The organism is Paenibacillus sp. Soil766 (genome assembly GCF_001428105.1).
Classification (GTDB): Bacteria; Bacillota; Bacilli; order Paenibacillales; family NBRC-103111; genus Paenibacillus_E.
On record NZ_LMSJ01000012.1, the window covers coordinates 64,882 to 81,469 of the forward strand.

At 45.0% G+C, this 16,588-nt stretch carries 15 protein-coding genes; 12 read left to right on the top strand and 3 right to left on the bottom strand.

Annotation, left to right across the window (positions count from 1 at the left end; translation table 11 throughout):
* Nucleotides 1-259: 259 nt before the first annotated feature.
* The 7 genes from ASG89_RS09750 to ASG89_RS09780 all read left to right on the top strand — a co-directional run bounded on the left by ASG89_RS09750 (nucleotide 260) and on the right by ASG89_RS09780 (nucleotide 5,959).
* Complete coding sequence (locus ASG89_RS09750) at nucleotides 260-760, top strand: phosphatidylglycerophosphatase A (protein WP_057310398.1); 501 nt, start codon at nucleotides 260-262, stop codon at nucleotides 758-760.
* A 170-nt stretch (nucleotides 761-930) separates the two neighbouring features.
* Nucleotides 931-1,119, top strand: a complete 189-nt coding sequence (locus tag ASG89_RS09755; protein ID WP_028554922.1) for a hypothetical protein — start codon at nucleotides 931-933, stop codon at nucleotides 1,117-1,119.
* 66 nt (nucleotides 1,120-1,185) lie between these two features.
* Entirely contained in the window at nucleotides 1,186-2,052 is an 867-nt protein-coding gene (gene accD / locus ASG89_RS09760) for an acetyl-CoA carboxylase, carboxyltransferase subunit beta (protein ID WP_057310399.1), read from the top strand.
* Nucleotides 2,042-3,022, top strand: a complete 981-nt coding sequence (locus tag ASG89_RS09765; protein ID WP_057310400.1) for an acetyl-CoA carboxylase carboxyltransferase subunit alpha — start codon at nucleotides 2,042-2,044, stop codon at nucleotides 3,020-3,022. The genes accD and ASG89_RS09765 overlap by 11 nt, the downstream gene beginning before the upstream one ends.
* Complete coding sequence (gene pyk, locus ASG89_RS09770) at nucleotides 3,015-4,769, top strand: pyruvate kinase (RefSeq protein ID WP_057310401.1); 1,755 nt, start codon at nucleotides 3,015-3,017, stop codon at nucleotides 4,767-4,769. Before ASG89_RS09765 ends, pyk begins: the two co-directional genes overlap by 8 nt.
* Before the next feature lie 346 nt (nucleotides 4,770-5,115).
* Entirely contained in the window at nucleotides 5,116-5,559 is a 444-nt protein-coding gene (locus ASG89_RS09775) for an acyl-CoA thioesterase (protein ID WP_057310402.1), read from the top strand.
* Between the two features lie 4 nt (nucleotides 5,560-5,563).
* The gene (locus ASG89_RS09780; RefSeq protein ID WP_057310403.1) at nucleotides 5,564-5,959 is read left to right on the top strand and encodes an FxsA family protein; all 396 of its coding nucleotides are present in this window, start codon (nucleotides 5,564-5,566) and stop codon (nucleotides 5,957-5,959) included.
* A gap of 33 nt (nucleotides 5,960-5,992) precedes the next feature.
* Here the strand turns inward: ASG89_RS09780 and ytvI are convergent, their stop codons facing one another.
* A complete protein-coding gene (gene ytvI, locus ASG89_RS09785; protein ID WP_235549687.1) occupies nucleotides 5,993-7,078 on the bottom strand; it encodes a sporulation integral membrane protein YtvI in 1,086 nt (361 codons plus the stop codon).
* 237 nt (nucleotides 7,079-7,315) lie between these two features.
* Here ytvI and ASG89_RS09790 point away from each other — a divergent pair, with 237 nt between their 5' ends.
* On the top strand, nucleotides 7,316-9,448 hold the full coding sequence (locus tag ASG89_RS09790) for an RNA degradosome polyphosphate kinase (protein ID WP_082592948.1): 2,133 nt from the start codon (nucleotides 7,316-7,318) through the stop codon (nucleotides 9,446-9,448).
* Here the strand turns inward: ASG89_RS09790 and ASG89_RS09795 are convergent.
* Nucleotides 9,414-10,952, bottom strand: a complete 1,539-nt coding sequence (locus ASG89_RS09795; protein ID WP_057310405.1) for a Ppx/GppA phosphatase family protein — start codon at nucleotides 10,950-10,952, stop codon at nucleotides 9,414-9,416. The genes ASG89_RS09790 and ASG89_RS09795 overlap by 35 nt on opposite strands.
* Nucleotides 10,953-11,250: 298 nt before the next feature.
* Between ASG89_RS09795 and citZ the strand changes: the two genes are divergently transcribed.
* The 4 genes from citZ to ASG89_RS09815 all read left to right on the top strand — a co-directional run bounded on the left by citZ (nucleotide 11,251) and on the right by ASG89_RS09815 (nucleotide 15,518).
* Complete coding sequence (gene citZ / locus ASG89_RS09800) at nucleotides 11,251-12,363, top strand: citrate synthase (protein WP_057310406.1); 1,113 nt, start codon at nucleotides 11,251-11,253, stop codon at nucleotides 12,361-12,363.
* Nucleotides 12,364-12,521: 158 nt separating this feature from the next.
* Nucleotides 12,522-13,820 carry an NADP-dependent isocitrate dehydrogenase gene (gene icd, locus ASG89_RS09805; protein ID WP_057310407.1) on the top strand — a complete coding sequence of 433 codons (1,299 nt, stop codon included), beginning with the start codon at nucleotides 12,522-12,524 and terminating at the stop codon, nucleotides 13,818-13,820.
* A gap of 51 nt (nucleotides 13,821-13,871) precedes the next feature.
* Nucleotides 13,872-14,813: a malate dehydrogenase gene (mdh, locus tag ASG89_RS09810; protein ID WP_057310408.1), complete on the top strand. Its 942-nt coding sequence runs from the start codon at nucleotides 13,872-13,874 to the stop codon at nucleotides 14,811-14,813.
* Between the two features lie 264 nt (nucleotides 14,814-15,077).
* Nucleotides 15,078-15,518, top strand: coding sequence for a hypothetical protein (locus ASG89_RS09815; protein ID WP_057310409.1), 441 nt, complete (start codon nucleotides 15,078-15,080; stop codon nucleotides 15,516-15,518).
* A gap of 444 nt (nucleotides 15,519-15,962) precedes the next feature.
* Here ASG89_RS09815 and yfbR read toward each other — a convergent pair whose 3' ends face one another.
* Nucleotides 15,963-16,559 (bottom strand): 5'-deoxynucleotidase, encoded by a 597-nt coding sequence (gene yfbR, locus ASG89_RS09820; RefSeq protein ID WP_057310410.1) that lies wholly within the window; start codon nucleotides 16,557-16,559, stop codon nucleotides 15,963-15,965.
* Between the last annotated feature and the right edge of the window lie 29 nt (nucleotides 16,560-16,588).

Genomic DNA, 16,588 nt, shown 5'->3' on the forward strand with positions numbered 1-16,588 from the left:
GAGCGCCGCTCCGGCGGGGCACTGCCCTATCGCACAATTTTTGTGCGCAAGCRAGCGCCGCTCCGGCGGGGCACTKCYCTAKCGCACAATTTTTGTGCGCAAGCGAGCGCCGCTCCGGCGGGGCACTGCCTAGCGCACAATTTAGGTAAATCCTTGCTTTACTCTTGTCGTTCTTGTGGTAAAAATAGCTTCCTCCGCATATGAATAGAAACCCGGCCTTTCTATTCATATAAGCATCCCATTGCTAGGAGGAGGATTTATGACTGAACAACACATGATCCAGCTGCTTCAGAAACGCGGTGTGTCCGTGGATCAGGTCTCAGAAATTGTATACAAGCTGCAGAAGCCGTATAATGATCAACTCACAATTGAAGAATGTGTAGACAGTGTTATGGCCGTACTTTCCAAACGAGAAGTGCAATATACCCTTTATACAGGGATTGCACTGGATGAATTAGCTGAGAAGAAAATGCTGCCAGAACCGCTGCAATCGATTCTTGAAGTGGATGAACCTCTCTACGGGGTAGACGAAACGTTAGCTCTTGGGATTGTTCATGTTTATGGGATGATTGGATTAACCAGCTTCGGCTATTTGGATAAGGAAAAAATAGGAATCATTCGCGCTTTGAACGATGATCGCAGCGCTGTACATGTTTTTCTAGATGACTTGGTTTGTGGATTAGCGGCAGCGGCCTCAGCCAGAATCGCTCACCAAAATGAGCATGCGCCTGATTATAGCTCTAAACAACGTCTGGACTAATACCAAATAGTTCAGGCTTTACTTTTTTCAAGAATGTGCTCTGTTGCGGGCAAAAGTGAAATTATGCTATCATTATTGCATTGTGTGTTCCTATGGGTATAAAGGATGTTATTATCGTCATAGCTTAGTTGCCTTAGTGGTTGTAGTTGCACGTCATAGGAGGTTTATTCATGTGGACGGTGATCTATATAGCTCCTACTGCGAAAATTGCAGAGCGGATTAAACAGAGGCTGACGGAAGAAGGCTTTCTGGTTCAAGTACGAGGCATCTCTTTATCCAAAAATCAGTTTGAAATTGTTGTTCCCGAAGGGGAGCTGGAAGAAGTACAAGAAGTGCTCAATTCTATTTTACATAGATAGTTAAAGTAGAACTAAGAATCGTGGCTTGTCAGGGAATATAGATCATAGCCAAGTAGAGGTGGAAATGTGCTAAAGGATTTATTTCAAAAGCGAAAATATGCAACGATTCCTTCCGAGAGAACGAAAAGGGAGATTCCTGAGGGTTTAATGAATAAATGTCCGAAGTGTGGCACGATTCAAACAAGCAAAGAGCTTGAGAAGAATCTAAAAGTGTGTACGTCTTGCGGTTATCATTATCGTTTAAGCGCATCCGAACGAATCCAACTAACGCTCGATGAAGGTCAATTTGTAGAATTTGATGCGGATATGATCTCCGAAGATCCATTGCAGTTTCCTGATTATGTCGAGAAATTGGACAAAGCCAAGAACACAACGAAGCTTCAGGATGCGATTATGACGGGTCAAGGAACAATTGGCGGATATCCGGTTGTCGTTGCTGCGATGAGCTTTGATTTTATGGGAGGCTCGCTAGGTTCCGTTGTTGGTGAGAAAATGACGAGAGCCGTCGAAATTGCGATTGAGAAAAAGCTTCCGATTCTCATTTATTCCACATCTGGTGGCGCTCGTATGCAAGAAAGTATTCTTAGCCTTATGCAAATGGCCAAAACAAGTGCAGCATTGTCCAAGCTTAGCGAGGATGGCGGATTATTCATATCTATTATTACCGATCCGACGTTCGGCGGGGTTTCGGCGAGCTTTGCGATGTTAGGTGATATTATTATAGCAGAGCCGGCAGCTTCATTTGGTTTTACGGGCCGCCGTGTTATCGAGCAAACGATTAAGCAGAAGCTTCCGGATAATTTCCAAACATCTGAATTCAATCTCGAGCATGGTCAGCTCGACAAGGTCGTCTGCCGCAAGGATATGAGACCGACGTTAATTAAGCTGCTCGACATGCACGGTACGAAGGAGGAGGCGACTTATGGCGGGTGAAATGCCGTTTGAACAGCCACTGGCGGAATTGAAAAGCAAAATTGCCGAGCTGCGTAAATTTGGGGCAGAGAAGCAGATCGACTTTTCAGAAGAAATTCGCCGTTTGGAAGAAAGATATGCACAATTAGAGGAAGAACTGTATACAACGATGACGTCTGCGGAGAAAATGCAATTAGCACGTCATCCGCAAAGACCGACGACGATCGATTATATTAACACGATTTTTACGGATTTCATCGAGTTTCATGGTGACCGATTATATGGTGATGATCTTGCCATCGTTGGTGGACTGGCCAAACTAAACGGGGTACCCGTGACGGTTGTTGGTCACCAAAAAGGGAAAGATACGAAGGACAATATCGCACGCAATTTCGGATGTCCTCACCCAGAAGGGTTCCGTAAAGCGCTGCGTTTGATGCGTCAAGCTAACAAGTTTAAGCGTCCCATTGTGACATTTATTGATACCAAAGGGGCATTCCCTGGGAATGCTGCGGAAGAACGCGGTCAAGGAGAAGCGATTGCCAGAAACTTGCTGGAAATGGCCTCTTTTCGTGTGCCGATCATCTGTATCGTTATCGGAGAGGGCGGCAGTGGCGGCGCTCTTGCATTAGGTTTAGGCAATAAGGTGTTAATGTTGGAGAACGCGATCTATTCAGTTATTAGTCCCGAAGGCGCGGCTTCGATTCTTTATAAAGATGCTTCTAAAGCATTACACGCGGCAGAAGCTATGAAAATAACGGCAGATCACATCCTTGAACTCGGTGTCATCGATGGGATCATACCGGAACCCAAGGGCGGCGCTCACCGGGATTTAGCAACACAAGCCGAACATATTAAATCAGCGATCTGGGAACAGCTTCAGCAACTGCTAAGTTTAAACGAACAGGAGCTGCTCGAGGACCGTTACCGCAAATTTAGAGATATCGGTCGCTTCACATTCACTCAGGAGGGTAACAGTAACCATGCGTAAAACGAAAATTGTCTGTACGATTGGACCAGCAAGCGAATCACAAGAAAATCTTAAGAAACTTCTAGAAGCGGGCATGAACGTAGCTCGTCTTAACTTCTCCCACGGAGATTTTGAAGAGCACGGTGCACGTATCCGCAACCTTCGCGCTGCATCCGCCGAGACAGGTAAAATAGCAGCTATTTTGCTAGATACCAAAGGACCGGAAATTCGTACAGGTAAGCTAAAAGAAGAGCCAATCGAGCTTGTTCAGGACAAGCATATTATTTTGACAACCGAAGAAATTCTTGGGGATACAGACCGCATCTCCGTTACGTACGCAGATCTGCCGCGTGACGTTAAAGTCGGATCGACAATTCTAATCGATGATGGCTTGATCGGTCTTACGGTTGTTGATATTCGTGGAACAGAGATCGAGTGCCGAATCGTCAATGGCGGAACGATCAAAAGTAAAAAAGGTGTTAACGTACCAGGCGTGAAAATCAGTCTGCCAGGTATCACAGAAAAAGATGCGAATGATATTGTGTTCGGTATCGAACAAGGTGTAGATTTCATCGCAGCTTCTTTCGTGCGTAAAGCAAGTGATGTTATGGAAATTCGTGAATTGTTGGAGCGTCACAACGCTTCGCATATCCAAATCATCTCCAAAATCGAAAACCAAGAAGGTGTTGACAACCTTGACGAAATTCTTGAAGTTTCCGATGGTTTGATGGTTGCTCGTGGAGATCTTGGAGTTGAGATTCCAGCTGAGGACGTGCCCGTTGTTCAAAAGCAAATGATCAAAAAGTGTAACATCGTTGGTAAACCGGTTATTACGGCTACAATGATGCTCGATTCCATGCAACGTAACCCGCGTCCTACACGTGCAGAAGCAAGTGACGTAGCGAATGCGGTATTCGACGGAACGGATGCTGTGATGTTGTCCGGTGAAACAGCTGCTGGGAAATACCCAGTTGAATCCGTTGAAACGATGGCTCGTATTGCTGAGCGTGCAGAAGCGGCTTTGGAATATAAAGAAATTTTCCTTCGTCAAGCGCAAGCACAACAAGTAACGGTAACTGAAGCGATCTCGCAAGCGGTAGCGAACTCGGCACTAGAGCTAGGTGCGAAAGCGATTCTGACGGCAACAGAAAGTGGTTACACAGCGCGTATGGTATCCAAATACCGTCCGAAATCACCAATTATCGCTGTTACACCAAGTGAGCAAGTGATTCGTCGTTTATCCCTGGTTTGGGGTGTAATTCCAGTAATGGGCGTAGAAGCGAAAACAACGGACGAGCTATTCAACCTTGCAGTTGACAGCTCCATCAAAACAGGACTTGTTTCCCTCGGCGATATCGTTGTCATCACTGCAGGCGTACCAGTTGGCCGCTCTGGAACAACGAACCTGATCAAGGTTCATCACGTTGGCGAGATGATTGCCAAAGGAACAGGGATCGGGATGCAAACAGCGACAGGTACTGTCGTAACGGCACGCACGCCTGAAGAAGCTCTTGCGAAAATGGTAGACGGAGCTGTGCTTGTAACAGTTTCCACAGATAAAGAGTACATGCCGGCTGTTCAGAGAGCATCTGCATTGATTACCGAAGTGGGCGGCATCACGTCTCACGCGGCAGTCGTTGCACTTAGCCTTGGGATTCCAGTCATCGTAGGTGTGGAGAACGCAGTTGAACTAATTAAAGACGGTACAGAAGTTTCCATTTACCCAGAAGTAGGCGTCATCTACTCGGGTCAAGCGAGCGTTCTGTAAGAGATAACAGAGAGTGAAGCGAGAGAGATCTTGCTTCACTCTTTTTTGCGTTGTTCTGCTTCATCTCCATGCCGATCCCTCGTCACTATACGCCTAAAATTTGCTCAACAAACAACTATGTAAAATCCATTTAATGTGTTATTGGCGGCGGAGAAAGGTTTGGGTGCGGCAGCAGAGGTGGAGGTAGAGACATAAGTTGAGCTTGAGCTTTAGGTTTAGGTTGAAAAGTAGCAGAAGTAGCAGCACTAGCAGCAGTCGTGTGGGGCTTGGCTTGACCACAGCATGAAGGATATACACCTTACCTATGGTATAATGGACTCACCAAGTTATAGCGGGAGGAAACACCATGACTCAGGAACGGTGGCATCAACAACAGCTGCGCGTGCGTTATCAGGAGACGGATCAAATGGGGGTCGTGTACCATGCCAATTATTTGACTTGGTTCGAAATCGGTCGTACAGAGCTTATACGATCCTTAGGTTACCCCTATCGTAAAATAGAGGAAATGGGACTCTTGCTTCCCGTTACAGAAGCGGATCTCAAGTTCAAAAAACCAGCACGATACGACGACGTAATTGGCATTTACACACGGGTGTTACAAGCAGGTGGCGTTCGATTGCAATTTGCCTATGAAATACGCAGAATAAACGACGATCTCACCGAAGAATTACTGGTAACTGGAACATCCCATCATGTTTGGGTGAATCCTTCTTGGAGGCCAGTACGTATAGAGAAGGAAGCGCCAGAATTATGGCAGCTGATTACGAAGTATACTGATGAAGGGGGCTAAACATATGTTCCGTCTAATAATCGCTATTTTGATTCTTGTACCAGCCATAGAAATAACCATGTTGATCATGCTCGGACATCTAGTCGGAGGTTGGATGACCTTCCTGTTAATTATAGCGAGCGGATTCTTGGGGGCGTACTTTACGAAGCGCGAGGGGCGCAAGGTGATGGAGTATGCGAAGTTCGAGTGGTCGCAAGGTCAGCTGCCAGCGCAGCAAATCCTCGATGGGATTTGTATTTTCCTTGGAGGGATTTTGCTCATTACACCCGGATTCATTACGGATATTCTTGGATTCCTACTCGTCTTTCCTTACACAAGACCGATTTTCAAAGTCTTCCTACTAGCGATCATTCGCAGACAAATCGGCAAAGGCAACATGCACATTATCAATCGCAGATAAGCAAATAGTTAAACTAAAGGCTCGGTCATCCTCCTACTCAGGAGGTGCCGAGCCTTTGTGTATGTAAGCTGCAATATCATGAAAGATTCTCGCCCTGTAGAAGGCGGTGATGAGAATAAGGGAGACAGGACCAACGATAAGTCCCAATAGCCCGAATAGTTTTAACCCTACGAACATCGCAATAAGTGTAGCAAGTGGATCTAAGCCGACAGAGGAGGCTAATACTTTTGGCTCCATAATTTGCCGCGCGATCACAATTACCCCATACAGGACACTGAGCCCAATACCGAGCACGATATTACCTTGAGCGAAGAAAACATAGAGGATCCATGGCACCATCACTGCGCCTGTTCCTAAATACGGCATCAGGTCAGCTAAACCAGTTAATAAGCCAATAGTGATCGCATAATCAACTCGGAGAACGAGCAAGCCGATGATCACCACAAGTGCTGTAAGTGAAACGAGAATCAATTGAGCTCTTAAATAGCCGAACAAGGCTTTCTGCAAATCTGTTCGGATCAATTTGGTCGTTTTAACAATCATGTCGGAGAAGATGCCTTTATAACGTTTGATAAGCCCATACCAGTCCTTGCTGATGAAGAAGGTGGCCAGCATAACAATGATCGTGATCGTTGCGATATTAGGCAGAGAGGTCAGGAAAGCTTTGAGTGCGGCAAAAATATAGGTGATGACCAATTTACTAACGTCCGCAATAGAACCTGCTGTAGAGGAGAGATTAGTGTTAACCGTCTCCTGATATTTCGGATTATTTTCAAAAAAATCATTTACACGTTCAATCCATTGCTGGAAGGTGACCGAATTAATGAACACATTAAATTCCTCGACCCAACGGTTGATCTGAAGTTGAATCGTATCCGCAAGGGAGCCAAGTTCCACAACAATATTAGCTACAAGCAAGGTGATAATCGTAACCATCGCACCTAAGAATAAAAGCATGGATAACGAGACAGACAACCACCTGGGTAGCTTTAATTTGAATTGAAAGAAATTAACAAGCGGATTGAGCATTAGAGCGATAATCCAACCAAAAATAAAAGGATATATGAGCGGGATAATATAGTAAAAGGCAATGGCAACTACGCATATAATTATGGCCACCCATATGCCCCTGAAAATCTGGTGAACCAGTCGCGGATTTAGGATACCCATGGTAGGAATCACTCCTTGTTTCAAGTCTTTTATATTGTAACATGAACATGGATAAATACGGAAATATCATGATCTTTACAAAATCTTAATATATTGAAATAGGGCAGATTGGATTGTCGCCCCCCTAAGACGCATAGTACAATGGAGATATTAGATTACTAAAAATGGTAAAATACTGGAGGATTTATGAGTATTGCGCGCGAACCAGAACTGAAGGATGTTAAAGAACTCAAAGAAGTTAAAGAGATTTCAACCAAGTACTTAAATCGTGATTTGAGCTGGATCGAGTTCAATTGGCGTGTGCTTGAAGAAGCGCAAGATGCGAGTACACCACTGCTAGAGCGTGTGAAATTTCTGTCGATCGTATCGAGCAACCTCGATGAATTCATGAGCGTTCGTGTCGCAGGACTCAAGGATCAGATTAAAGCTGGCTATACCAAAAAGGATTTCACCGGTTACACACCGGCAGGACTCATCAAACGTATAATGAAGCGCACGGCGAAAATGGTGAATGAGCAGTACAAGACGTATCGAGAAGTGACTCGGCACTTGGTAAAGGAAGGCATCGTTTTCACGGAATATGAAGATCTGAATACGTCTCAGAAGAAAGCCATGGATGCGTATTACCATGATATTATTTTTCCCGTGCTCACACCAATGGCTGTCGATCAGAGCCGCCCGTTCCCACTAGTACATAACCAATCCTTGTATTTGGCTGTGTTGCTTGTGCGTGAGGGAGAGGATCTGGATGAGGAACCTTTCTTCGCCATTGTTCAAATTCCTAGTAACTTATCTCGCTGTATTCCTGTTCCTACCCGTTCCAATAGCAAGAAGACCGAGTTTATTCTACTTGAAGAGTTAATTGAGCATCATATTCAGTCCCTTTTCAGTGGTTACATACCTATTTCTGTGCATGGCTTCCGAGTGACGCGAAATGCGGATCTAACGCTCAATGAAGAAGGAGCGGAGGATTTACTGGAAGAGATCGAAAAGGAGCTTAGGCGCAGACGTTGGGGCTCTCCTGTGAGGCTCGAGGTCCAAGAGGGGATCCATCCCTACGCGCTAGCGCAATTACAGGATGAATTTGAGATAGAGGAACAAATATTTGAAATTGATGGCCCCTTGGACATCACCTATTTTATGAAACTGGCCAATACATTGAATGGGTTCGATAATCTTCGATATCCACGCATTGTTGCCAAATATCCCGTTGAGTTTGAAGACACAGCTGATTCGGAAGACTTTTTCAATATTCTTAAGATGAAAGATGTTCTCGTTCATCATCCGTATGAGACATTTGACGCGGTCACGGACTTTATTGTCCATGCCGCTTATGATCCGAACGTATTGGCCATCAAGATGACCTTATATAGGGCGAGTGGCAAATCACCGATTATTCAGGCTTTGGCTAGGGCGGCAGAGTCTGGCAAACAAGTAACAGTGGTTGTCGAGTTGAAGGCGAGGTTCGATGAAGAGCGGAATATTGCTTGGGCGAGAATGCTTGAGAAATCAGGTTGTCACGTGGTATACGGGCTTGTCGGACTCAAAACACATGCCAAGATCACACTTGTCGTTCGTCAGGAAGAGCATACGCTTCGACGTTATGTTCATGTCGGAACAGGCAACTACAATGATAGCACAGCGCGGCTGTATACGGATGTTGGTTTGTTCACGTCGAACAGTGTGATTGGCGAAGATGCTTCAGCGCTTTTTAACGAAATTACAGGCTATTCGGCACCTCATGATTGGCAATCCTTTGCTGTTGCGCCAACAGACTTGAAAGATAAGTTGTTCGAGCTCATCGCACGTGAATCAGCGCATGCTAGAGCAGGTCGGCCAGCTCGGATTATTGCGAAAATGAATTCCTTATCGAATCAAGAAATGGTGGATGCGTTATACGCGGCGTCCCAAGCTGGTGTGAAGATCGAACTCATCATTCGAGGCGTATGCTGTTTAAGGCCCGGTGTGCCTGGTCTAAGTGAGAATATTACTGTTCGGAGTATTGTAGATCGATTCCTAGAACATTCGCGAATTTACTATTTCGAAAATGGGGGGCATGTCGATGTCTATCTGTCTTCGGCAGATTGGATGACACGCAATTTAACTCGGAGAATTGAGTTGATGTGCCCAGTCTTGGACCGAGAAATGAAGAAGATGATGATCCAAATTCTTAACGTGACACTTCATGATAACGTCAAAGCGAGAGAGCTCATGTCCAATGGCATGTATACGCGCATAAAAAATGAACTGACCCCATATCGGAGCCAATTCGAGGCGATGCGAATTACTTCATGGAAAAAACTTCGGCTTGATTCGTAAGCTTGAGGCCCCAGATTTTATCGAAATCTTTGGTGAATGTGTTAATCTCCTTAAGTTCTATAAAAGGGGTGTGACTACAAAGCAGGTTGAGACTCATCGCGTTCCCTTTGCACTGAATGTGTAAGGTTTGAATTGGCTGTGTCTCGCTAACATCCATGGAGATGGCCAGCTTAAGGATCGCGCCTAGCCTGATAATTAAGGTTACATCGGATTCCAGTAACAGGTCCTTGTAGACATGAGCCTGCTGTTGGGTCCGATTTTTTGTTTTGAATGTGGCAATGAGAGAAGCGATAACAATTTCTCGGTGGCTAAGGCCGTCAATATGTGCTTCTTGTATCATATATTCCGTGTGTTTCAGGTACTGATAGTAATGGACGCTCACACCAATTCGGTGCAGTAGAGCAGCAGTGTGCAGCAACAGCCTGCCGCGTGCTTCTATATCTGTCGATGGCGCTAGCACATCGTACAATTGCATCGCAAAGGCATCGATATGCCGGACATGTGTGAGGGCTGCATTCGGGTGCAGCGTCAATATATTCTGAATGCTTGCCTCCAACACGTTAGCTTTCACGGGTTGCTTCGGATTATAAGTTTCAAAGAATAGGCCATCGCGCAAGCCAGATCCGCTGATGACACAAGATGAGGATTTCGCAGCTTCGAAGATCGTCTCTAGAATAAGGAGGCCAGGCAGCATAATATCGGCTCGTTCTTTGGCAAGGCCATCAATCTTCTTCCTTTTCTCAATAGGCAATGCAGATAAAAGCATCGAGAATTCCTGAAGCTCACCTGGCTTCATGACGTAATTATGGGCGAGCTGGAGCGGGTATTTATTTCGCTTTCGGCTCATTTTTCCAAGTGTCCGGATTGTTCCGCCTAGTCCGACCATTGGAAGATAGGGTGAATTCATTATCCATGGCTGAGAAGCTATGGCCTCTTGTACCATTTTGCGAATATCAGCCATCTCTTGATCAGTTAGATTAGTGCCCTTCATGAATTGACGTGTGGTATTCACAGCTCCGAAAGGAAAAGAGACACTTTGGACTAACTCCCGATCCTTTACTAAAGAAACTTCCGTGCTTCCGCCACCAATATCAATAATCATGCCATCGCGGAAATCCATGGAGTTTATGACGCCTAAATAACCGTACCTAGCCTCCTCAAAGCCGCTAAGAACCTCAATTTTGAGTCCCGTATGTTCTTCTAGCACACATACGATTTCTGTCGTGTTAACAGCGTTCCGAACAGCGGCGGTTGCAACTGCTCGAATATTTGTAACAAATTGAGACTGGCATAACCTGGCATAGTGGGTTAAGATAGGAACGATTGAAATAATATCTGTGTTATGTAACTTGCCATCAGCACCCATGCGTTCGCTCAGTCTTGCGGAATCTTTATGCTCGCTCACGACGCGATAAGCTCCATGGGCATTTATTTCATAAATGACAAGACGGATGGAGTTGGATCCGATATCGATGATGCCAATCCTAGTTGCATGGTTACTCATTGTGTCGCTCCTTTTAGCTCAATTCACGGATTCATTCCTTACATTGTAGCAATCTCACACGAGGTCTACAAATTTTTCCGCGCGCACTGCATAATTCGAGGAAATTAACAAAAACTTGTATCGTGTGTTTGGAACCAGTGAAGCAAAATGGTGTGAAAAACTCCGCCAAAAAGAAATCTTATGATAGTGATAATGAACTTCTATGACCTCTTTTGTTCACTTACCAAGTAAAATACTTTATTATTAAGAGTAGAAAACAGCAATATTATGCTAATAGAGTAGCTAAGGAGAGATTCCCATGTCTGCAACCAAAGGTTTAGAAGGAATTGTAGCCACAACCTCGTCGATCAGCTCCATTGTAGATGGTGTGCTTACGTATCGCGGGATTGATATTGATGACCTCGCAGAAAATGCGACTTTTGAAGAAGTTATTTATTTACTTTGGTTCGGTAAATTGCCTACTCAAGCTGAGCTTGAGAAATTGCAAAGCGACCTGAACGCATACAGCCAAGTACCGGACGCGATTATTGATCTTATTCGTGCATTCCCGAAAGATGTGAATTCCATGGCTGCGCTTCGTACAGCAGTTTCTGCACTTGCTCTGTATGATGCCGAAGCAAATGATTCAAGTTCAGAATCCAATGTGCGTAAAGCAATCAAATTGCAAGCGCAAATTCCGGCTATTATCGCGGCTTTCGCACGTATTCGTGAAGGCAAAGAGCCAGTAGCATCCCCAGGATATTCTTCTGTAGCTGCTAACTTCTTGTTCCAACTGACGGGTAACGAGCCAGATAAAGTTGCCATCGAAGCGTTGGACAAAGCATTAGTACTGCATGCTGACCACGAGTTGAATGCATCGACATTCGCTGCGCGTGTAACTGTTGCAACACTGACAGATATCTACTCCGGCATTACTTCCGCAATCGGCACACTCAAAGGACCTCTTCACGGTGGTGCTAACGAAGCGGTAATGGTTATGCTTGAAGAGATCGGTACTGTTGAGAACGTTGTTCCTTACATTAACGGTAAATTAGAGCGCAAGGACAAAATCATGGGCTTTGGTCACCGCGTATACAAAAACGGCGATCCTCGTGCAAAGCACTTGCAAAAAATGTCTTATGAGCTTGGCAAATTGACGGGCAACCTGAAATGGTATGAAATGTCCATTAAAGCAGACGAGTTGGTAACAGGTCTTAAAGGTTTGAAGCCTAACGTAGACTTCTACTCGGCATCTGTATACACGACGCTAGAAATCCCGCGTGACTTGTTTACGCCAATCTTCGCGATCAGCCGTACTTCCGGTTGGGCAGCTCATATTCTTGAGCAATACGAGAACAACCGCTTGATCCGTCCTCGCGCAGAGTACACAGGTCCAGTTAACCAAAAATATGTCCCAATTGGCCAACGCTAATTGTTATTTCATTAAGCTCAAGGTGCGGGCGTTCGGTACTGTGCCCCAGGTATCTGGGGGAGTGCTGTAATACCCGTCACTTTTTGTGTGCCTTGCTATGCACAGCATATAATAGATAAGAAATCATTTTCATACAAATTTGAGGAGGAACTATTCACATGCCACAATTCGAAACTTACGAGCTACCAACAGAAGGACAAAAAATCACAATCGAAAACGGTGTACTTCAAGTCCCTAACAACCCAATTATCCCTTTCATCGAGGGTGACGGTACAGGTCCTGACATCTGGGCAGCTTCCGTACGCGTGCTAGATGCAGCAGTTGAGAAAGCATACAAAGGCGAGAAGAAAATCGCTTGGTACGAAGTATTCGCTGGTGAGAAAGCATTCAACAAATTCAACAGCTGGTTGCCGAACGATACATTGACAGCTATGCGCGAATACATCGTGTCCATCAAAGGACCTCTTACTACACCGATCGGTGGCGGTATCCGTTCCCTGAACGTGGCACTTCGCCAAGAACTTGATCTTTACGTATGTTCCCGTCCAGTTCGTTACTTCAATGGCGTTCCATCCCCAGTTAAACGTCCTGAGTTGGTTGACATGGTTATTTTCCGTGAAAACACAGAAGATATTTACGCTGGTATTGAGTGGGAAGCTGGTTCCGAAGCGGTTAAGAAAGTGATCTCCTTCTTGCAAAATGAAATGGGCGTTAACAAAATCCGTTTCCCTGAAACTTCAGGTATCGGTGTTAAGCCAGTATCTTCCGAAGGTACAGAGCGTTTGGTTCGCGCAGCTATCGAGTACGCAATCAAACATGGCCGCAAAACGTTAACATTGGTTCACAAAGGTAACATCATGAAGTTCACAGAAGGCGCGTTCAAAAACTGGGGTTATGAATTGGCTGAGCGTGAATATGCTGATAAAACATTTACATGGGCACAATACGATCGTATCAAAGAAGCAGAAGGTGCTGAAGCTGCAAACAAAGCACAAAAAGATGCTGAAGCTGCTGGCAAAATCATCGTAAAAGATGCGATTGCTGACATCGCGCTTCAACAAGTATTGACGCGTCCTACTGATTTCGACGTTATCGCTACTTTGAACTTGAACGGTGACTACCTATCTGATGCACTAGCTGCACAAGTTGGCGGTATTGGTATCGCTCCAGGAGCTAACATCAACTACTTGACTGGTCACGCAATCTTCGAAGCAACTCACGGTACAGCTCCTAAATACGCTGGTCTTGATGTTGTTAACCCAGGTTCCGTAATCCTTTCCGGCGTTATGTTGCTTGAGCACCTTGGTTGGTTGGAAGCAGCTCAATTGATTTACAAAGGTTTGGAAACATCCATCAACAACAAAACAGTTACTTATGACTTCGCACGTTTGATGGAAGGCGCGAAAGAAATTAAGTGCTCCGAGTTCGCGAACGAAATCATCAAAAACATGGCTTAATTCGTACCTATAGTTGAGTTAGACAAAAGATTATGAGGAGGTATATTTTAAATGGCTATTCGTCGTAATAAAATTACCGTTGTTGGCGCGGGTTTCACAGGTGCTACTACTGCTCTTATGCTAGCTCAAAAAGAACTTGGTGACGTTGTTCTACTCGATATTCCGCAATTAGAAAACCCTACAAAGGGCAAGGCGCTTGACATGCTTGAGGCAGGTCCTGTGCAAGGCTATGACGCTCAAATCACAGGTACATCCAGTTATGCGGATGCAGCTGGTTCTGACATTGTCATCATCACGGCAGGGATTGCTCGAAAACCGGGAATGAGCCGCGACGATCTTGTTAACACAAATGCGGGTATCGTGAAATCCGTGTGTGAGAACGTGAAGGAAGTTGCTCCTGATTCCATCGTGATCATTTTGAGTAACCCTGTTGATGCGATGACTTACGTCGCTTACCAGGCGCTTGGTTTCCCGAAAAATCGCGTTATCGGTCAATCCGGTGTACTTGATACAGCCCGTTATCTAACGTTTATCTCGCAAGAGTTGAACGTATCCGTTGAGGATGTGAAGGGGGTTGTTATCGGTGGACACGGTGATGACATGGTACCACTCGTACGCTACACCTACGCTGGCGGCGTTCCTATTGAGAAGCTGATATCAGCTGATCGCATCGAAGCCATCGTTCAACGTACGCGTACTGGCGGAGGCGAAATCGTTAACCTGCTTGGTAACGGTAGTGCATATTACGCACCAGCGGCTTCTCTTGTGCAGATGACGGAAGCTATCCTGAAAGATAAGAAGCGAATCATTCCTACTATTGCGCTGCTTGAAGGCGAGTACGGATATAATAACCTGTTCATGGGTGTTCTGACGGTTCTGGGTGCTAACGGCATCGAGAAAATTATGGATATTGAATTGACAGAAGCTGAGAAATCGGCTTTGGACAAAACAGCTGAATCCGTACGTAATGTCATTAAAGTTGTAGCGGGATAATTGATAAGGGCCAGTCTCCTAGGATAGGGGGCTGGCCTTATTTGTAGTTATGCCCATAAATGTAATAGTGTCGCAAGATCCCTCTATGTCAATGATCAATGGCATTTCAAGAGAAATGAAGGGTTGTTTTCTGCTTATTTAGTCACAGTTTTATGGAGATATGGTGAATTTGTATGAATTTTGACATCGCTTTCTTGTTACCCACATTCCGATTCTGTATACTAAAAGAGAACGATTCTAATTAAAATTGCGGAGGTCGACTTAATGCCAGAATCAGTGCAACATGTTATGCTTTTTTTACACGTAATTAGTGCTTTATTGCTTGGATCTTATGTTGTTTTCCCTTTCATTGTAGGACGAGCTGCTAGCTTATCCGGCGCAGGACAAGAAAGCTTCATGGGACTATTGTCTACGATCAACCGTATTGGTCAGTTTGCTTTGATCGTTACCTTCATCTCTGGAGGAGCGATGGTCAGCGAAGGTAATTTCTCTGGCTTGTGGATGGCGCTTGCTATCATTTTACTCGTAATTGTTGGGGCAGTTACAGGAATGATCGGTGGCCGCATCAAGAAATTGAGAGCGAACAGTGCAGCAGGTATCAATACAGCAGCGGATGCTGCGAAAATTAAAACATTCAGCTGGATCGCTTCCATAGCGGTTATTCTAGCTATTGTGATTATGACAAATCCTCAAATTTTGGCATAGTCGATAGGCTAAAAGATACACAAAGAACCTCTGATTTCGCATGGATCTTGCGAAATCAGAGGTTCTTTGTTGAATGTGTAGAGTAGGGGGGGTATAGCTACTTGGTCGAAGAATGCAGGGATTCTTCGTCAATGAACACTCCACTCTTGGCCAAGTAGATGGATTTTATACAGTTAATTTCCGGGGAAACGATGGAATTTGTGAAATAGATGGATTTTGTACATCTATTCTTAGGCTTATCGGCTAAATGGACGCTTATCGACAAAATTAACTAGATGAAATCCATCTAAATCAGATATTTAGGTATAAATCGAGATATTAGCTGGAGATTTTCCAGTTATTTTGTTTGGTTAGGTTAGTTTAGGTTTGGTTATCTTGGGCTATCTTGGGTTAACTTTGGTAAGGTTAGGTAAAGTAAAGTTAAGTAAGGTAAGGTGAACTCACTTAGCTCGGATCTGCGATATCTAAAGTGATTTCGTCGAGTGTTTTCTCGAACGAGGCACTCATGTGCTCCAAGAAGTAATCGACTTCTGGCATATTCATCTTCTTCAAGCTTTCGAGGACTTGCTGTTTCGCCACGACGAACTCTCGGTTTCCGGTGGAAAGCTCAGTTAGACATTTGATATAAGCCTCGATCAAATCAGCAGCCTTCACCCAGCGATAAAGCTCAGGGTCAGGATCTTGAATGAGGCCGCGATAGATATTGCTAATCGCAGGTGGGATCGTGCCGATCAGCCGTTCGACGGCAACGTCTTCGATCTCGCGGAAATTCCGCAGAATTTGCTCGTTGTTGTGTTTCACGGGTTGCGGGATGTCACCCGTCAGCACTTCGGAGGCATCGTGGAACAAAGCGATGGAGACAACGCGGTCGGTGGGTACATTCCCACCATAGACTTCGTTGGAGATCGTGCACAGCATATGCGCAATCGAAGCTACGTAGAAGGAATGCTCAGCTACGTTCTCGCGGCGCATGTTCCACATGAGGCTCCAGCGGTCGATATATTTGAGACGATATAAGTAAGCAAAAAAGTGATGATTCATGGGTTGAACTCCTCTTCATGTTCGGATGT